This window comes from Flavobacterium okayamense (genome assembly GCF_019702945.1).
GTDB lineage: Bacteria > Bacteroidota > Bacteroidia > Flavobacteriales > Flavobacteriaceae > Flavobacterium > Flavobacterium okayamense.
In genome coordinates, this window is sequence record NZ_AP024749.1 from 1,619,340 (window position 1) to 1,637,679 (window position 18,340).

An 18,340-nucleotide genomic window follows, 5' to 3' on the forward strand; every position below is an offset into this window, starting at 1 on the left:
AATTAGTTTGTTTGATGATTGGTAAGTTGTAAAAATTGCTCTTCTAAACTGTGTTTTCTTTTTACAAGATGACTTAAAACGATGCCTTTGTTTGCCAAATACGAATTTAATTCAGCTGAATCAAGGTTTTCATGTAAATAAACATAAAGTTTACCATCTTCTATTTCTGTTTTTTCTACAGCTTTATGTTGGTTTATTTCCGTTTGAAGCCTTGTCATGTCATTTGCTTCGAGTTCGAAAAAGCCTTCATTAGCAACCATTCCGTGAACTGTTCCTTGATACAACATTACACCTTTTTGTAAAACTACAACATGACTACACACTTTTTCAACTTCGTCTAAAAGGTGAGAAGCTAATAATATTGTTGTTCCTTGAGCGGCAATTATTTTGATTAAATCTCTAATTTGGCGAATTCCTTGTGGGTCTAAACCATTCGTAGGTTCATCTAAGATTAAAATTTCAGGATCATTAAGTAGGGCAGAAGCAATAGCCAAACGCTGTTTCATTCCTAAAGAAAAGGTTTTGAATTTACTATCTTTTCGTTCTATTAATCCAACTAAAGTTAGTTTTTCTTCAACTTTTGAATAGGGAATACCTTTGATTTTACAAACCAATCGTAAATTTTCTTCGGCAGTCATGTACGGATAAAAATTTGGACGTTCAATAATAGCTCCAACTTTTTTTAGTGCATCATGAGTATCTAATTGACCGCCAAACCAAGCAAAATTTCCTGAAGTTTTGTTTACAACATTTAAGACAATTCCTAATGTTGTAGATTTTCCAGAACCATTGGGACCAAGAATTCCGTAAACATTGCCTTTATGAATTTCAAATGATAGATTATTTACAGCGTGAACTTTTTTGCCATAAATTTTATTGAGATTTTCAATGGTTAGTATAGTTTCCAAAATAGATGTTTTAAAAGTAAGACGAGGTTTACTAAAAAATGTTACATAAAAAAAACACAAGCCAAGCGACTTGTGTTTTTAACCAACCCAAACTAAACTAACATGAATTTATTTAAACTTTTTTTCCTCTGATTAATGATAATATAAATAATACTATAAAAATGAAGAATAAAACTTTTGCAATTCCTGCGGCTCCAGCAGCAATTCCACCGAAACCTAAAACACCTGCAACTAAAGCAAGAATGATAAATATAATTGTCCAACGTAACATAATAATTAGTTTTATAGTTAATACTTGTTTTTCTAATTTGATATTACAAAGTTATGATACAACACAAGGTGATGTGTTATAGGATTACGAGGGAATGTTATAGAATATTAAGGTTAGGTTTTAAAAACCTTCGAAAACGCCCAAACCAAATAATGCAAAATCGTATTTGGTAGGATCATTTGCATCTAGTTTTCTTAAGTTGAAATCTAGCTCAGCTAGGGCTTTTGCATCATTTTGTTTACGCGTAAGTAAACCTAATTTACGAGCAACATTTCCAGAGTGAACATCTAATGGACAAGATAAGTATGCTGGATTGATAGTTTTCCAAATACCTATATCGACGCCTTTATTGTCTTGGCGACATAGCCAACGCAACATCATATTCAACCTTTTAGCAGCAGAATTATTTAAAGGATCGGAGATATGTTTGGTAGTTCTTGGTAAATGCACAACTTCAAAAAATACTTTTTTAAAGTTGGAAATACTTTCGGTTTGGTCTTTTTGATTTTGATATTTTGAAAAAACACTTTCTAAGCCATTATGGTTTTGATAAATGTTTTGTAATGCTTTTATAAACGTAACAGCATCTTGTCCGTTAAACGTTCTATGGACAAATGAGTGTAAGTTTTCTAGATTTTCTTCCGAATGATTCATGACGAAGTCATAAGGTGAATTTCCTAAAATATTCATCAACTTTTTAGCATTATTGATAATCATTTTGCGATTGCCCCAAGCTATAGTTGCCGCTAAAAATGCTGAAATTTCAATATCTTCTTTAACGGAAAACGAATGCGGAATTTGAATAGGGTCGGATTCTATAAAATCAGGACGATTGTATAATTCGACTTTCTCGTCTAAAAATTCTTTTAGTTCGTTAAACTTCATTTAAACTATATTTCCATCAACCATGGTTAACTTTCTATCGGCCATTTCTGCTAATTCTTCATTGTGTGTAACAATGACAAAAGTCTGACCGAATTCGTCTCGAAGTTTAAAAAACAATTGGTGTAAATTTTCAGCAGTATGTGTATCTAAATTCCCAGAAGGTTCATCGGCAAAAATAACAGCAGGTTTATTAATTAACGCACGTGCAACCGCTACACGTTGTTGTTCACCGCCAGAAAGTTCGTTGGGTTTATGATTAATTCTGTGCGATAAACCTAAATAATCTAAAAGCTTTTTAGCTTCTTCTTCCACTTCTTTTTTATCACGATTGGCAATAAAAGCAGGAATACAAACATTCTCTAAAGCCGAAAATTCTGGTAATAATTGATGAAACTGAAAGATAAACCCCAAATGCTGATTTCTAAATTTAGACAAATTTTTATCAGACAAAGACAAGATATTTTCGCCGTTAATTTCCAATTGCGAATCAGATTTTTTTGAAATTTTATCCAGTGTTCCTAAAATTTGAAGTAAAGTAGTTTTTCCAGCACCAGAAGCACCAACAATAGAAACAATTTCACCTTTTTTAATGTGAAGATTTACGCCTTTTAAAACATGTAAATCGTCATAATATTTATGAATGTTATACGCTTTTATCATGTTTACAAAGAAACAAAGTTTTTTGTTATATTTATGCTAAATGTTAAGTAAATAACATCCAAAACGTCTTATAAAACGTAAATTTGAATAAATTTAAAAGCTATGGAAAAGTTATTATTATCAATAATATTGTTGACAAGCTGTCAAGCCAAAGAGAAAAAATATACTGTTCAAGAATATAAAGAACCTATTAAAATGAATATACAAGAAGGAAAAGAAGTAGCCACTTTTGCTGGTGGGTGTTTTTGGTGTACTGAAGCCATTTTTCAAGAAGTAAAAGGTGTTGAAAAGGTAGTTTCTGGATATACTGGCGGATTTATTAAAAATCCTGCCTATCGAGAAGTTTGTAACGGAACAACTGGTCATGCCGAAGCGATTCAAATTACGTTTAATCCTGAGTTGGTTTCTTACGAAGATTTACTAGAAATTTTCTTTGGCACACATGATCCAACAACTTTAAATAGACAAGGAGCTGATGTGGGAACGCAATATCGTAGCGAAGTTTTTTACCACAGTGAAGCGCAAAAAGAAAAAGCAGAACAATACATTCAATGGATTGAAAAAGAGCAATTGTATAGCAATCCTATAGTAACTAAAGTTTCGCCAGCGAGTGAATTTTATGCGGCGGAAGAGTACCATCAAGATTATTACAGTCAAAATTCGCAACAAGGCTATTGCCAAATGGTAATCGCACCAAAGCTAGAAAAGCTACGTAAATATTACCAATCGAAGTTAAAATAACTTTGGCATTGATTTTGCGCTAAATGAAGTACTTAACTTTAAATTTTAAAAGATAAATGACAAACGAAGTACAAGTAGAAAGTGTTGCTAAGCCTACGAACAAAAAAGCGAAATTAGTTTTGAGTCTTATTTTTGATGCTATAGGAATGCTCTCTTATTTTTTACCAGGTTTAGGAGAAACTACCGATTTAATTTGGGCACCTATATCTGGTTTGTTGTTGGCCTCTATGTATAAAGGAACTGCGGGTAAAGTAGCTGCTGTTTTTGGAACGGTAGAGGAGTTAATACCTTTTGTAGATATTATACCTACATTTACGCTAACGTGGATTTACACTTACATCATTAAGAAAGAATCATAATAAAAAAAGCGACTCGATGAGTCGCTTTTTTATTTAATATTTTTAATAATTAAATTTTCATTATTTAGATTTCTAAAATAAAGATTAAATAAGGATGTGAATTTTATGATAAATCTATTAATTATATTCATATTCATAATAATTATAGTATATAATATTGCCATTTTCTGGATGAATTAATTTAGAGGTTTTTTCTAATCCATTTTCGTAATAAGTATTTAATCTTTCGCTTATACCTTCTTGACTAATAAATAGTTCTTTTATTTTTGAAGAATCCAAATATATAAATATTTCAAATTCTTTCTCTTTACTTTTTGTATTTGACCATTCCTGTATAATAAGATTATTCATAATATCATATGTATAATTGCAAACAATAATATTATTAATATTTAAATGTTTTCTGATTTCTTTACATACTTTGTTATTCAGATATTTATATTTTATTATATGATCAGCTTTATTCTTGTTATTATATCGAGTTTCTTTTATTAAATTTCCTTTTTTATCATAGTTGTATTTATATTTGGATAATTGTTTATTGTGAGAGTCTATAATTAATAATTCGTCTAAGTAATTGTTTTCGTTGTAATTATAAAAATATTTTTTTAGTATTTTTTTGTTTTTATCATAGATTATCACATTAATTGGGTTGCAATTATTTCCATAATTATATTCACGATACCCTCTATCTTTAATTGACAAACTTTTCGATTTTTGTGATTCAAATGATAAATAGTCAATGTAATCAAAGTCACAATGGCTTGTTTCATTTCCACAAATATCTTTTGTATATATATGAGTAAGTATTTTTTGAGTCGTGTCTTCAGGGTTTAGAATATAAACATACTGCTTTGAATAGGACTTTAATTTACTAGTTTGTCCTGATAATATAATCGTAAATAAAAAGGTTATAAAATAAAATAATTTACTCATTCAATTTTTTTAATAAATGTATTGACTAACATTTTTAGTAATTTACTTTTTTTCAAGGAAATTTTTTACTTCTGAAAAATAATCTGAACCATAATATTTCAAAAATTCGCCATCAGATTTTAAGATAAAAAATGCTCTACAATTTTCCTTAAGTGTAAATATGTTTTTGTCAAAAAATCCTGAATCTAAAATGAAATTATTAAAGGTTTCAATCCTTTCTTTTTTTAATGCTTCAGAAGAATAAACAAAAAAATCGCTAGTATTATTCTCTTTTGAAAGCCTTGATGAAATCCTAAAACAATTTTGTATAACTGTTAAAGCATCTTTTTCATCTAGCTTATATTCATAACAGTTATTCCCATATTGATAATAATTAATGAGAATAGCATTTTTTTCTGGTATTTCAACTTTTAATTCTTTTAATATTAGATTTCTGATTTCTTTGTATTCTTCAGAATTTAATTTTCCTTTGAAAGCCTTTCTACTGGAATTATAATCTTTGTTAATTTTAGTATTAATTTTAGATTTTTCTTTATTTTGCGCAAAGCTAGATGAGAATGTTATTGTAAAGATAATTAAAAGTATTCTTCTGTATGATAATTTAATATAGCTTTTTTTGCATATGCCAACAACAAAACTATTTATTGTTAATTTAAACATAATGATGAGTTTTTTTTAAAATTAAATAAAATTAAAATACGCTTTTATATTTAGGAAGACTTTAATTTGCAAAGGATTTACTTATAAATTTCATTTAAAATCCAATCGCCATCGGGTTCTTTCGTTAAATACACAACTACATCAATATCTTTTTCATTTCCTAAGACCGATATTTCCATTTGTGCTTCACCATATCCGTTTGAGATGTTTACATTTCCTGTTGGCATCATTCCATAACCTTTAATTCCACCAGTTTCTGTAATAATATCTTCGTTTTTTTCAATTTCAGAAATTGCTACTTTATAGGCGTTAGAATTTTTCATAGCGGTACCTGTAAATAAAATTGTAAAACTCATAAATACAATACCAATGCCTACTAATGCTATTATTCTCGGTAATTTAGAAGGTTTGTTCGGGTTCTTAACAACAATAGCGTTTGCTGATTTGTCTCCAAGTCTTTTTTTATCTTGACTTGCAGCTAGAATAATAAATTCTATTGGCCAAATTAATAAAAACAAATTTCGTAAAAGTAGCCTGCCAAAAGAAGGAATTTCTTCAGGGTGATTTTCATCTCTAACCATAATCCCCATTATCCATTTTCCCGGGCTAATTCCTTTAATAGAATCTTTAGCAAAGTATATTATAAAACCAACAAACATTGATGGTAACATTACGCTTGTTATTTTTTCAAAATTGTTTTCATCGATAAAATTTGTACCAAGGAATAAGAAAATAATTCCTACTAATAAAAATGAAAATACAAAATGGTCAATTATAAATGCTGCAATTCTTCTTTTTCGACTAGATAATGTGTATTCGTTTTTTAAGTTTTCGTTCATGAGTTTTTTTTAGTTGGTTAAAGTGCTATTTTATACTTTTAATATGGTTTAAATTATGTACAACGGTTTGTTTATAGATTCGTTGCGAGAAAATCCGTGAGGATTTTCGTAAGTAGGCTAGAACTAGCCATTAATTATACACGGTGTTGTGCGTTCGTTTTTATTTCGATTTATACATATTTTTATAATGTTCAACGTGATGAGGAAATTCCTCTTCATAAAATGGGTAACTAATTCCCAAAATTGAGATTTCATATCCTTCATCTTTCATTCCAGTAATCGCATTTCCGGCTACTCCTTTTATTTCAAGTCCATCCTGTCTGAATACTTTTAATTCTGATATTACTTGAGTATCAATAAATTCAAATTCTGGGTCGTCAGTATTTATTACAATATTATTTTTCAAGCAGTATTCTTTCAAGAATTCGTATGGCGTTTCTATTCCATTGAATTCAATTAGTCCAAATGCAACTCCCATTGGTGCATCTGCTTTTTCTAGCTTAGAAGTTCCAATTTCTTTGCCTTCTAAAACCACATTATAGTTTGTTTTACATTTGTTTAGTACTTTTTCATTGTAAAAATCTAAATAATAATCAGAAGCTAGACATTCAAATGTATCGTCTTTAAAAAAGAAAATAAAATGTTTTCTGTCAGAATTGTTAGTTTGAATTTTCTCAATTGGATTTGGCAACTCTTTATCTAATCCGCTTTTAATTTCATAGAATTCTCCCCAAGGTAATTCGTTATGATTTGTTCTATATTGTCCGTAAAAATATCCTTCGTCATTGCAAGTATTCAGAGAATATTCCGCACAGTTTTTAAATCGGATTTTAACTTTGTCTCCTTCCTGATATTTGTTGAATTGAAAATGATTGAGATAAATATCCATTATTAAGTCAATTCCGTCTACTTTTAGTTCAATTTCTGGTGAAACTGGGTCAGCGTTCCAATCCTTAGTTATTTGGATATAGTCAATTTTTCGAGTTGGAATTTCCTCTACCTTGTTTGTTCCAAATATTTTATTTATCCAACTCAATTTCTTTCGTTTTCTGTTTTTCTTTAATGACGCACAACGTTTTTGGCTATGGTTTCGTTGCGTGAAAGTCCGCTAGGATTTTCCGCCGTAAACCGAAGATAGCAAATTTGCTTCTGACTTTCCGAGAGGAAAGTCAGAAGCAATGATATAGCTGGTGTTAGCCTACGTTATTTTATTAGTCCGACGTTTTTCATTATTCCGAGTGCTTTTTCCGTTTCATTTGTTCCGTCATTAAGTGAACCTGGAAGCATAATCATTCGACTTTTTGTTTTTCCATCATTTTGCTCGAAATCCACTTTAAAATAACTTCTTGTTAGAAACTTTCTAGCGGGCTTAAATTCCACGTTTTTTATTTTATTCCTCTCAATAACTGGTGTGGCAGAATAATTTGAACTTTTTATTATATTATAAATTAGATAAATTCCAATACCGCCAAACATTATAGTTCCGAACCATTCTTGATTTTCAAATCTTTGATATGCATAATAAAGTAGAAATATTGCTAAAACTCCATAAATGGTCAAAATCCGATAAATATTTTTTCCAGTTGTCAATTCCTCAACATTTCCGATTACTCCGTCTCGAGTCAAAACAATTTTGTCAGTCAGAATGTGACAAAATCCAGTTTTAGTTTTAAATTTTTGTTCGGTTTTCATAATGTGTTCTAACGGTTAGGCTATGGGTAGTTGCTTAAAGTGCCGAAGATAGCAAAAAGTTACATAGTGAGGAATATTCGGAGAATATTCCTATTGGCACTTACCAACCTCAAGCAATTACTTATAGGCATTGTTGGCATTAGTTTTCTTTTATTTCGTTCTTAATTGTTTCTAACAGAAATTCCGTTTCATTAACTCGAATACCTCCAAGAAGATAATTATATTCATTTAATTGATCAATCAAGATGTTTGTTAGTTTTTGACTTTTCAGTTTATCGAATACTAATTTTGATTGTAGAAGATTTGTTGTGTCTCTTGGAAATTCATCTTTAAAATATGTGTTTATTTTTTCTTCTGTAAATTTTCTATGCAATTTAGAAGTCTCTTGATAAAATGTATACCCTGCTTCATAATATCTTACAAGAAGAAATCTTAATCTCTCGTTAGTTATTAAATTTAACTTTCCGCTATATTTAAGATTTATATACTCGGAATTAAACTTGTAATGAAAGAAGGTCTGTGATGCGTGAATATATAGAGAATCGAGATTATCTCTTTTATTTTCAAATACAACTTCTTTTAAAAAACTACTACTCTTTTTTATTTCATTGACAGATGCTTGTAAAAGTTTTTTTTCCGTTTCTAAATCGCTATAAATTCTTTTCAAGGATTTTTGTTCTTCTTTTTTACTTTTTCTGTTTTCATTCAGGTTATTTAATTGAATGGCTATAAAAATACCAATCACAACTACAATGATTTCAGCAAAGTAATATCTAAAATTTTTTGTTACTTCTTTCTTGTTAAATAATCCCATATATTATTAATGAAATTTACAATTTAGATTAGTTTGTTTTAATTAATGCCAACGACCTGCTAAACGCAGTTCTATGATTTTTGCGTAAATATAAGAAATTTGCTAAGCAATTATCCGATTAAAGATCTTCCGCTTACCAATCGGATAATTGATTGTCCAATAGTAAACGCAGTTTACGTTATTGGTTCAAATTTCGGTTATTGGGAGCAAAAATTATAGGACCAAATTGCTTATAGCTTATGTTAGTACACGTTTTCCCTCGATGGGCAGTTAAAGCTGTATTATAGCAAATATTCCTGGCAATTTGGTTTAGCAGGTCGTTAGAACACATTTCTTTTGGGGTGGGATTTAGCGCAGCAAAATATAGCAACAAAAGTCAGCTTTAGCTGAATGTGTTCTAACGTTTTGCAGATTGGCGATGGGCGGGCTTTTTAGCACAAAAGTTAGTTCGGAGACCAGAACTTTCTACTACCACAAAACTGTCAAGCGGAGACGAAACCCCGCCTATTGCCAATGTGCTGTTAGCAGTAGTTTTTCTATTCGTTAGCATTTGTCTGTCCGTTGTCCGTTGTATCTGTATTTCTTGTCAAGCTGATAATAACTAAAATCACCAAGGGGAAAATTGTATAGACTAAAAATTCTGTAATGTCATAGCGTCTTGCAAAGCGACTACCTGAATAGTCATCAAATGGCCAAAAGTCGCTTAGTCCACCATTAGAATTGTCACTTTCAAATGCACCTCCAGAAAAGACAAGCAACAGCATTAAATGAAATAAAATCCAGGCTAAATACCAACCCATAGTTTTCTTTAGAAACAGATAATCAATAGATGATTTGTGTGCTTCAATAACTTGTCGTGTAATTTCTTTTTCGATAATTACTTCGGCAATCTTTTCTTTAAGTGATGGTTCGGCTTCTGTTTGCTTTTTACCACAATGAGAACAAAACTTTGAGTTGTCTGGAATTTGTGCTCCACATTCTATACAATACATATTTGATAATTTAAATAAAGTTCAAAATCATTTTTATTATGGAATTTACGTTGTCCCGAAGATAAACTGCAACCCATTTTTCGGCTCTGTTTCCACTGTGGGAGTCGCTAAAATTATTCCTTGCATTGCATACAGCATTTGTCACCGTTGAGATTAGCGTTAATACTTGGTCAGGGTACTCAATTCCATTAGCATCAAGTTGCGTTTTGATGAAATTCCTAATTTGAACTGCCATTGGCGTCAGTTCTGTTAATGCTGCTTGTGCTGGAATTCTTTCACGAATAAAAGATTTGTAAAATCCTTCTAAGCAAGTATATGAAAGTGTCAGTGTGTGACCATAGTTCCCTTCGTTAATGGAAGTATCCATTCTTTCTAAGTATTCGATTAATCTGTCAGAGTTCCATATGTCTTCCGGAATTTGAGCTTGAGGTCCTTGAACTTGTGCTGCTTGTCCTAAAAGTTGCCTAATCGCTTCGTTTTTTTCAGGTTCTAAATGTCCAACAGTGTCGAGAATGGAAGTAACAATTTGTCTTCGGTCATTTTCTGGCTGTTCCATAAAAAGGTCGAAATAATAATCTCTCCTGCTTGTGCTTTTGTTTTGTTGCCTTCTTTCGTCTATAAATGTCTGATATGCAGGAACACCATAATTTACTTCACGTACAGTATTAAGAAACCTTGTCCCACCGTAATACGTGTCTCCCTGTGTGTTTATTATTTCAAAAAGTCTATTGAAAATTGCAACCCAATTCATTGTCGTTTATTGTTTATGTATGTCGTTTAAAATTACTGCTAACTTGTTTATAAGCGAAACTTATAACGTATAGTATTCTGTTTTGGACGGATATACGAAATAAACTTTCTATTTTTCAAATATAAAAATAAATTAAAAGTGTTAAACTTATTTTTAATCTTTATTTTCAAACTTCTTTTCAAAAAAATCAGCTATAAAACCTAATTTCATACTACGAAGCATCTTTTTTTCGAACCACCAAAAGAACTGAAATTGCCCAAACAGTGTTCCTATTACTACTAATAAAACTTGATATAATGGAAAAATTAACAGAAGCCGAATGGGGAGATACAAAAAATAAGGAAGATTATCTTTATGAATTCCTATTGCTTCTGTAACTGGTCTTGATAGATAAGCAGCCGTAGAACCTGTTATAGCAAAAACAATAAAAATAATCACAAGCTGAAAATTACTTTTAATATTCCAGCGTTCTTTAAGTTTTTTCATTTATCTTCTTGGGGTGTATCCACCTAATCTTTGGTTGTAATGGAGTTGAAAAAAAGTTAAATAATTATAAATCATATAATTTACTTCAAAGCCATAATTGGTAGAAGCATTATAATTGATTTGCATTTCATAAAGATTGGGATTGTATTGCGAAGGCATAATAACTCTTCTGTTCCATTCGGTTACCCAAACAATATTTCGTGCTTCTAAAAAACTTTGCGAATAGAAACTTCTTGGTCGCGCATTAGAATTGAACCAATTTGTAAAAGCGGGATCAATAATGATGACTTCATATTCAATTTCATCGTTTGCAATTCTAACAGTATCACTTTCCAGTTTAGGTTGTTCATCCTTTGCACTAATGTTCTTATTGGAATTGCATGAAAAAAGCAATCCAAAAACAAGTGATACTATAAACAAATACTGTTTCAAAAGAAAGTTATTTAGAATGGTTAAATATAAAAAAAAGCTCCGAGAATTTCGGAGCTTTTAACATTTTTATATCAATTGAAATTATTTTTTACCAAATAATCCGCCTAGTAAACCACCTAGACCGCCTTTTTTCTTAGTAACAGCAGCAATAGCATCGCTAGCATCTAATTTACCATCACCGTTTTGGTCAAGAACAGAAGTTAATACACTTCCACCTAACGAGCTATTATTTCCGCTAGTGGCACCTGTTAAAAGGCCACCTAATAAACCACCTAAATCGGTAGTGCTAGAAACATTTTTATTTTTAGCTTGTTTGCCAAGATATCCCATGATGATAGGAGCGAGCATAGGTAAAATTTTAGCAATTATACTGCTATCTACACCAGTTTTTTTACTAATTCCTGTTTCAACAGCGCCTAATTTGTCACCCATTAAATGGCCTAAAATTTTATTTCCATCAGTAAAATCACCACCTCCTAGAAATCCACCAAGATTATCTAAAATACTTCCATCGTGCTTACCACTAGTTAAAGCGCCTAATAATCCAGAAGCGCCATCACCTGAAAGCATATTTCCTTGCATAGCACCAAGAAGTTCTGGTAAACTTGAAGAAACTACATCTTTTGCTTGGTTTTGGTCAATTCCTGTTTGTTGCGAAATATTACCAATAATTTGTTTGCCTAAATCGCTGTTTATAATATCTAAAAGTCCTGACATTTTTATTATGTTTTAAAAATTGGAAGTTAAAGTTACAAAAAATTAGTTGTTTTTTAACAAACTAATGATTTGTTCTGCTAATTCTGTACCAATTCTATCCTGTGCTTCAACAGTAGCTGCTCCAATGTGAGGCGTTAAAGAGATTTTTGGATTCATTAATAAATGCATTTCAGGTGAAGGTTCGTTTTCAAAAACATCTAAACCAGCAAATAATACTCTGTCTTCATCAAGCGCTTCAACTAATGCTACTTCGTCAATTACACCTCCACGAGCTGCATTAATAATACCAACATTATCTTTCATCATTTTTAACTCGTCACGACCAATAATGTAACCATTTTGAGAAGGCACGTGAAGCGTAACAAAATCAGACTCTTTTAATAAGTCTTCAATTGGTTCTGTTTTAATATCAACATTAATAAATTGTCCGTTATAGAAATCTACTCGAATTACCGCTTCCCCAATATACTTGTCGGAAGCAATTACACGCATTCCTAATCCAAGAGCCATTTTTGCTACGGCTTGACCAATTCTACCAAAACCAATAATTCCTAAAGTTTTTCCACGTAATTCAATTCCATTTGCATAGGCTTTTTTCAATTCGTTAAAGCGAGTATCACCTTCTAATGGCATATTTCTGTTTGAGTCATGAAGAAAACGAACACCAGAGAATAAATGAGCAAAAACTAATTCGGCTACACTTTCTGATGATGCAGCAGGTGTATTTATTACGTGAATTCCTTGTTGACGAGCAAAATCAACATCAATATTATCCATTCCAACACCACCACGTCCAATAATTTTTAAACCAGGACATGCTTCAATAACATCTTTTTTTACTTTAGTAGCACTTCTTACTAAGAGTACTTTTACGTCGTGCGTATTTATAAAACTAGCAACTTGTTCTTGAGCTACTTTTGTTGTAATTACTTCAAAACCTGCTTTTTCTAATGCTTTTACTCCGCTTTTTGAGATTCCGTCGTTTGCTAATATTTTCATTTTTATTTTTTTAACTAAAAGTTTTCAGCGATTTGCCTTCACCTTTTATTTTATTAATTCATAATTGATAATCCGTAATTGAATTATATTTTATTTTCTAAATCTTTCATTACATTTATTAAAACTTCTACACTTTCAATTGGCATAGCATTGTAGATAGATGCTCTATAACCTCCTACAGAACGGTGTCCGTTTATTCCAGAAATGTTTGCTTCTTTCCACATTTTATCAAAAATTTCTTGATATTCTGGATTGTTGAGTGTAAAAGTGACATTCATTAATGAACGATCTTCTGTTTTAGCAACACCTTTGAATAAAGGATTTCTATCTATTTCTTTATAAAGTAGATTTGCTTTGGTTTCATTTATCTTTTCTATAGCATCAACTCCACCTAAATTTTTTAACCACTGCATGGTTAATAGTGAAGTATAAACAGCAAATACGGGTGGCGTATTAAGCATACTTTCTTTAGAAATATGTTGCGAATAATCTAATATAGAAGGAATACTTCTACCTGTTTTATTTAAAATACCATCTTTAATTATAACTAAAGTTGTTCCAGCAGGCCCCATGTTTTTTTGAGCTCCTGCATAAATTAAAGAAAATTGAGAGTAATCTATTTTTCTTGAAAAAATATCTGAACTCATATCACAAACTAACGGAATGTCTGTTTTTGGAAATTCTTTCATTTGTGTGCCAAAAATAGTATTGTTTGAAGTGCAATGGAAATAACTAACATCGCTAGGAATTTCATATTTTTTAGGTACATAGCTGAAATTTTCTTCTTTAGAAGTTGCTACAACAATTGTTTCTCCAAATTGTTTAGCTTGTTTAATTGCACCCGTTGCCCAAGTTCCGGTTTCTAGATATGCTGCTTTACCACCTTCTTTCATAAGGTTGTAAGGAACTCTTAAAAATTCTAAACTAGCACCTCCTTGCAAAAATAAAGCTTGGTAACCTTTACCTTCTAAACCTAAAAGTTCCAAAGCCAACGCTCTTGCTTCATCCATTACCGCTACAAAGTCTTTACTTCTGTGAGAAATTTCTAAAATTGATAATCCTGAGTTGTTAAAATCTAGTACAGCTTGTGAAGCTTTTTTGAAAACTTCTTGAGGAAGTATGCTAGGTCCTGCACTAAAATTGTGTTTTTTCATTAGTTGTGTTGTTAAATTAAGCAACAAATTTCGTAAATGTTGACTTATTTATCACAAATAATTCGATAATTATTATACAGAATTATTAACTAAAACGATAGAGGGAGAAAAAAAAGGATGTGTTTTTTACAGATTTATCAAAAAAGTTAAAGTATCAACATTATCAGCATAATCCCAAAGCTCTGGTTTTTGCGTTTTTCCGAATGGGATATGATGTTTTTCTAAATTTTTAGAAACAATACACTGAATTTTATCTTCGTCTTTATTTAAGCGATTATTTATTACTTCTAGTGAATCGTAATATTCATAAAAAACTGTTCCAATTGGAGATGCGTAACCTTCATCTTCTTTCAATAATAAAAACTCATTGTCTAAAAGTTTAAAATTACTCATTAAGAAGACAGCTTTATTGTAATCGTAATTATTAGCATATTTTTCATAGTGAATAACATCGCCTTGTGTGAACATTGCTTCAAAAAACAATTTAAAATCGTAATCTTCAGGAATGAATAATTTTGAAACATTTCTGCAACCTAATCCGAAATATCTAAAAATATCTTCACCTAGATTTATTAATTCTTCTTTGGTTTCCTTTCCAGTTAAAATGGCAACAGAATTTCTGTTTTTACGAATAATATTAGGTTTCGAACTAAAGTAATATTCAAAATAACGAGCTGTATTGTTACTTCCTGTTGCAATAACTGCGTCAAAGTTTTCCAGTTTTCCATCAATAAAGTCAACTTTAGATTTGAAGCGGTCATCTAATGCTACTAAATAATCAACCATGAATTTTATGAGCTGTTGATCGTTAGAAGATAATTTTACAATTGCATTATGACCTGATATTAAAACCGAAATTAAATCATGAAATCCAACCAGTGGTATGTTTCCAGCTAATATTAATCCAACTTTCTTTGGTTTAACATTAGAGAAGTTATAATTGCTCAACCATTTAGATAAATTCTCATTAGTTAAAGCATTTGTCCAGGATTCTAATGAAAAAAATATATTTTCAGGAGTAAACCAACCATTGTATGACTGAGATTGACTTATAAGACCGGTCATTCTTTCAAAAAACAAATCGTTATTTTTTACGCTTTCATTTGGTTCTATTGAATCTTTTTTAAATTGGCTTAAGAATTGGCCTAATTCAATAAAACTTTCTTTAATTTCATTTTGTAACATTGGTAACTTGTTTTTAAAAGGTTTAGGTCGTATTTTTGTACAAAATTATAAAATACTAATTTTATAATCGTGAATTCTAATTCTAAATTAAGAAATGGCAATTAAAATAACTGACGAATGTATTAATTGTGGCGCTTGCGAACCTGAGTGTCCTAATACTGCAATATATGAAGGCGCTGATGATTGGCGTTGGAAAGATGGAACAAAATTAAGTGGTAAAGTAATTCTTCCTGATGGAACTGAAGTCGATGCTGAAGATGCACAAACACCTTTTTCAGATGATGTATATTACATTGTACCTGGAAAATGCACTGAATGTAAAGGTTTTCATGAAGAACCACAATGTGCTGCAGTTTGTCCTGTAGATTGTTGTATTCCCGATGATGAACATGTTGAAAGTGAAGAAACACTTCTAAACCGACAATCATTCTTGCATAATGAATAATTTGTAAGTAAAAAAGTATAAAAAAAAAGAACTGTTATTTAACAGTTCTTTTTTTTATTTATTAAATTTACATCAGATAACGAAGAAGTTACGTTATGAAAAGAAAAATACTCTTCTTTCTTCTGTTTGTATTTTCAATGAGTTTTGCTCAAAATATATCAATTAAAATTGTTGTAAAAGATTTTGAGACAGATACACCAATTGATGAGGTAACGATTACTGCTTTAAAAACAAATCAGGGGTTTTTAACAAATTCAGACGGAGCAGTTCAAATCAATCTCACAAAACATTCCATCATAGAGTTTACACATTCTACTTATAATAGTTTTAGTGTTAAATCAGAAAGCCTCACCAAAAAGATAAATATTATTTATTTAGATAGTAAAACTCAACTACTAGAAGAGGTTGTACTTACAAAAGATCATCCGCAAGATATTTTAAAATCATTGGTCGAAACATCTAAAGATAAAATAACGATTCCAGCGAATTTAAAAGTCTATTTAAGAGAGTTTTACAAACGAAATGATAAGTTTGTGTTTTTCAATGATGGATTGGTGAATTTTCAAATTTTTGGCAATTCTAGAAAAATTGAAACGGACATTTTAGTGGAACAAAATAGAGCCATCGGACTTTTAGATGGAGATATTGATGATGGCGTTCTAGGATATAATCTTAACAACATTATTGAAAATTATTATCAGTTCGCTTATGTTGATGAAATCTTATCAAAAAGAGCAAGAAAAGATTATGATTTTCAAGTAAAAACATATCCTCTAAATGAAGATTATCTCGTAATTAGAGCCTTGCCATACGATAGTGCTAATGGAGTTTTATCTGACTTTTATGTTGTTTACGATATAAAAAAAAGGATTATTATGGAGGTTAGTGCGATGATTACCAACAAAAGACTAAAATTATTAGAGGAAGAAGAAAATTCGAAAATTCATAAATTGGAATTTAAAAATGTATTTAAATTCGAAGATGGTTTTTATCACTTAGCAAATTCAAAAGAGGTGATTGGTTTTTATAAAAAATATAAAGGCGAGAAAAGAAAAATTGAGGTTAAAAATAATATGGTCGTAACAAATTTTGACAAAAAAATGTTTGAATACGATAAGAAAAATATTTTTACAGATAAATCTTTAATTAATAGAAAAACTACTGTTTTTACTGAATATTGGGAATTCGATTCAGGATTGATTCCAACAGTAAAAGAAAAAGAAATTATTCAAAGTTTAGTTGCGCTAAAAGACTCCATAGAATAATTCGAATTTAAGCGTTATATTTGCACTCCTTTTAAAATTATTACTGAGATGAAAGCAGGTATTGTAGGCTTACCAAATGTTGGAAAATCAACACTTTTTAATTGTTTATCAAATGCAAAAGCGCAAAGCGCAAACTTTCCGTTTTGTACAATTGAGCCAAATATTGGTGTTGTAAACGTTCCAGATCCTCGTATCGTTAGATTAGAAGAATTAGTGAAGCCAGAAAGAGTTCAAATGGCTACAGTTGATATTGTAGATATTGCGGGTTTAGTAAAAGGAGCGAGTAAAGGTGAAGGTTTAGGTAATCAATTCTTAGGAAATATTCGCGAATGTAATGCAATTATTCACGTTTTACGTTGCTTTGATAACGATAATATTGTGCATGTTGATGGTAATGTAAATCCTATTCGCGATAAAGAAACTATTGATATCGAATTACAACTAAAAGACTTAGAAACAGTTGAAAAACGCTTAGAAAAAGCAAATAAAGCGGCTAAAGTTGGAAATAAAGAAGCTTTAGTTGAACAAGCGTTATTAAATAAAATTAAAGAAGCCTTATTACAATCTAAATCGGCTAGAACAGTTGTTCCGAATGGAAATGATGAAGAAGAATTATTTGAAAGTTTTCAATTAATTACTGCAAAACCAGTTTTATATGTTTGTAACGTTGATGAAGCATCAGCTGTTAACGGTAATAAATATGTAGACCAAGTTCGTGAATTAGTAAAAGATGAAAATGCAGAAGTAATTATACTTTCTGTTGGTGCTGAAGCTGATATCAATGAATTAGAAAGCTATGAAGAGCGCCAAATGTTTTTACAAGATTTAGGTTTATCAGAGCCAGGTTCTGCGGTTTTAATTCGTGCCGCTTATAAATTATTAAACTTACAAACGTATTTTACGGCAGGAGTTAAAGAAGTTCGTGCTTGGACAATTAAAATTGGTGATACTGCACCAAAAGCAGCTGGAGTAATTCATACCGATTTTGAAAAAGGATTTATCCGTGCTGAGGTAATTGCTTATGAAGATTACTCAAATTATGGTTCAGAAGCTAAGGTAAAAGAAGCCGGAAAACTTCGTGTTGAAGGAAAAGAATATATCGTTAAAGATGGTGATGTAATGCACTTCCGATTTAATGTATAATTAAGA

Annotated in this window: 23 protein-coding genes; 5 read left to right on the top strand and 18 right to left on the bottom strand. The window is 30.6% G+C overall.

What is annotated here, in order from left to right; genetic code table 11:
• Nucleotides 1-2: 2 nt before the first annotated feature.
• The 4 genes from KK2020170_RS07450 to KK2020170_RS07465 form a co-directional block, all read right to left on the bottom strand.
• Entirely contained in the window at nucleotides 3-908 is a 906-nt protein-coding gene (locus KK2020170_RS07450) for an ABC transporter ATP-binding protein (RefSeq protein WP_221257710.1), read from the bottom strand.
• 112 nt (nucleotides 909-1,020) lie between these two features.
• Nucleotides 1,021-1,179, bottom strand: a complete 159-nt coding sequence (locus KK2020170_RS07455) for a DUF1328 domain-containing protein (protein WP_221257711.1) — start codon at nucleotides 1,177-1,179, stop codon at nucleotides 1,021-1,023.
• A gap of 120 nt (nucleotides 1,180-1,299) precedes the next feature.
• A complete protein-coding gene (locus KK2020170_RS07460) occupies nucleotides 1,300-2,064 on the bottom strand; it encodes a TIGR02757 family protein (protein WP_221257712.1) in 765 nt (254 codons plus the stop codon).
• Nucleotides 2,065-2,724, bottom strand: a complete 660-nt coding sequence (locus tag KK2020170_RS07465; protein WP_221257713.1) for an ABC transporter ATP-binding protein — start codon at nucleotides 2,722-2,724, stop codon at nucleotides 2,065-2,067.
• 195 nt (nucleotides 2,725-2,919) lie between these two features.
• On the opposite strand from KK2020170_RS07465, the gene msrA reads away from it, so the two are divergent.
• Nucleotides 2,920-3,465: a peptide-methionine (S)-S-oxide reductase MsrA gene (gene msrA / locus KK2020170_RS07470; protein ID WP_221260007.1), complete on the top strand. Its 546-nt coding sequence runs from the start codon at nucleotides 2,920-2,922 to the stop codon at nucleotides 3,463-3,465.
• Nucleotides 3,466-3,521: 56 nt separating this feature from the next.
• Nucleotides 3,522-3,824 carry a hypothetical protein gene (locus KK2020170_RS07475; protein ID WP_221257714.1) on the top strand — a complete coding sequence of 101 codons (303 nt, stop codon included), beginning with the start codon at nucleotides 3,522-3,524 and terminating at the stop codon, nucleotides 3,822-3,824.
• Nucleotides 3,825-3,941: 117 nt separating this feature from the next.
• Here the strand turns inward: KK2020170_RS07475 and KK2020170_RS07480 are convergent, their stop codons facing one another.
• From KK2020170_RS07480 to KK2020170_RS07545, 14 genes are all read right to left on the bottom strand, one after another.
• Nucleotides 3,942-4,760: a hypothetical protein gene (locus KK2020170_RS07480; RefSeq protein WP_221257715.1), complete on the bottom strand. Its 819-nt coding sequence runs from the start codon at nucleotides 4,758-4,760 to the stop codon at nucleotides 3,942-3,944.
• 42 nt (nucleotides 4,761-4,802) lie between these two features.
• The gene (locus tag KK2020170_RS07485) at nucleotides 4,803-5,420 is read right to left on the bottom strand and encodes a hypothetical protein (RefSeq protein ID WP_221257716.1); all 618 of its coding nucleotides are present in this window, start codon (nucleotides 5,418-5,420) and stop codon (nucleotides 4,803-4,805) included.
• A gap of 77 nt (nucleotides 5,421-5,497) precedes the next feature.
• Nucleotides 5,498-6,259: an RDD family protein gene (locus KK2020170_RS07490; RefSeq protein WP_221257717.1), complete on the bottom strand. Its 762-nt coding sequence runs from the start codon at nucleotides 6,257-6,259 to the stop codon at nucleotides 5,498-5,500.
• Nucleotides 6,260-6,419: 160 nt separating this feature from the next.
• Nucleotides 6,420-7,295, bottom strand: coding sequence for a hypothetical protein (locus tag KK2020170_RS07495; protein WP_221257718.1), 876 nt, complete (start codon nucleotides 7,293-7,295; stop codon nucleotides 6,420-6,422).
• A gap of 167 nt (nucleotides 7,296-7,462) precedes the next feature.
• A complete protein-coding gene (locus KK2020170_RS07500; RefSeq protein ID WP_221257719.1) occupies nucleotides 7,463-7,951 on the bottom strand; it encodes a phosphoribosylaminoimidazolesuccinocarboxamide synthase in 489 nt (162 codons plus the stop codon).
• Nucleotides 7,952-8,090: 139 nt separating this feature from the next.
• A complete protein-coding gene (locus KK2020170_RS07505) occupies nucleotides 8,091-8,765 on the bottom strand; it encodes a hypothetical protein (RefSeq protein WP_221257720.1) in 675 nt (224 codons plus the stop codon).
• 536 nt (nucleotides 8,766-9,301) lie between these two features.
• The gene (locus KK2020170_RS07510) at nucleotides 9,302-9,757 is read right to left on the bottom strand and encodes a zinc ribbon domain-containing protein (RefSeq protein ID WP_221257721.1); all 456 of its coding nucleotides are present in this window, start codon (nucleotides 9,755-9,757) and stop codon (nucleotides 9,302-9,304) included.
• Between the two features lie 10 nt (nucleotides 9,758-9,767).
• Nucleotides 9,768-10,508 carry a hypothetical protein gene (locus KK2020170_RS07515; RefSeq protein WP_221257722.1) on the bottom strand — a complete coding sequence of 247 codons (741 nt, stop codon included), beginning with the start codon at nucleotides 10,506-10,508 and terminating at the stop codon, nucleotides 9,768-9,770.
• Between the two features lie 153 nt (nucleotides 10,509-10,661).
• Nucleotides 10,662-10,994 (bottom strand): DUF6787 family protein, encoded by a 333-nt coding sequence (locus tag KK2020170_RS07520; protein ID WP_221257723.1) that lies wholly within the window; start codon nucleotides 10,992-10,994, stop codon nucleotides 10,662-10,664.
• Nucleotides 10,995-11,426, bottom strand: a complete 432-nt coding sequence (locus KK2020170_RS07525) for a DUF6146 family protein (protein ID WP_221257724.1) — start codon at nucleotides 11,424-11,426, stop codon at nucleotides 10,995-10,997. It lies immediately after the preceding gene.
• A gap of 81 nt (nucleotides 11,427-11,507) precedes the next feature.
• Nucleotides 11,508-12,143 (bottom strand): DUF937 domain-containing protein, encoded by a 636-nt coding sequence (locus KK2020170_RS07530; protein ID WP_221257725.1) that lies wholly within the window; start codon nucleotides 12,141-12,143, stop codon nucleotides 11,508-11,510.
• Between the two features lie 42 nt (nucleotides 12,144-12,185).
• Nucleotides 12,186-13,142 carry a D-2-hydroxyacid dehydrogenase gene (locus tag KK2020170_RS07535; RefSeq protein ID WP_221257726.1) on the bottom strand — a complete coding sequence of 319 codons (957 nt, stop codon included), beginning with the start codon at nucleotides 13,140-13,142 and terminating at the stop codon, nucleotides 12,186-12,188.
• Nucleotides 13,143-13,225: 83 nt separating this feature from the next.
• Nucleotides 13,226-14,296 (bottom strand): 3-phosphoserine/phosphohydroxythreonine transaminase, encoded by a 1,071-nt coding sequence (serC, locus tag KK2020170_RS07540; protein ID WP_221257727.1) that lies wholly within the window; start codon nucleotides 14,294-14,296, stop codon nucleotides 13,226-13,228.
• A 126-nt stretch (nucleotides 14,297-14,422) separates the two neighbouring features.
• Nucleotides 14,423-15,481 (bottom strand): acyl-CoA reductase, encoded by a 1,059-nt coding sequence (locus KK2020170_RS07545; protein WP_221257728.1) that lies wholly within the window; start codon nucleotides 15,479-15,481, stop codon nucleotides 14,423-14,425.
• Between the two features lie 94 nt (nucleotides 15,482-15,575).
• On the opposite strand from KK2020170_RS07545, the gene KK2020170_RS07550 reads away from it, so the two are divergent.
• The 3 genes from KK2020170_RS07550 (at nucleotide 15,576) to ychF (ending at nucleotide 18,334) form a co-directional block, all read left to right on the top strand.
• Nucleotides 15,576-15,926, top strand: coding sequence for a 4Fe-4S dicluster domain-containing protein (locus KK2020170_RS07550; protein WP_221257729.1), 351 nt, complete (start codon nucleotides 15,576-15,578; stop codon nucleotides 15,924-15,926).
• 95 nt (nucleotides 15,927-16,021) lie between these two features.
• Nucleotides 16,022-17,191, top strand: a complete 1,170-nt coding sequence (locus KK2020170_RS07555) for a carboxypeptidase-like regulatory domain-containing protein (RefSeq protein ID WP_221257730.1) — start codon at nucleotides 16,022-16,024, stop codon at nucleotides 17,189-17,191.
• Nucleotides 17,192-17,239: 48 nt separating this feature from the next.
• A complete protein-coding gene (gene ychF / locus KK2020170_RS07560) occupies nucleotides 17,240-18,334 on the top strand; it encodes a redox-regulated ATPase YchF (RefSeq protein ID WP_221257731.1) in 1,095 nt (364 codons plus the stop codon).
• The last annotated feature ends 6 nt before the right edge of the window (nucleotides 18,335-18,340 follow it).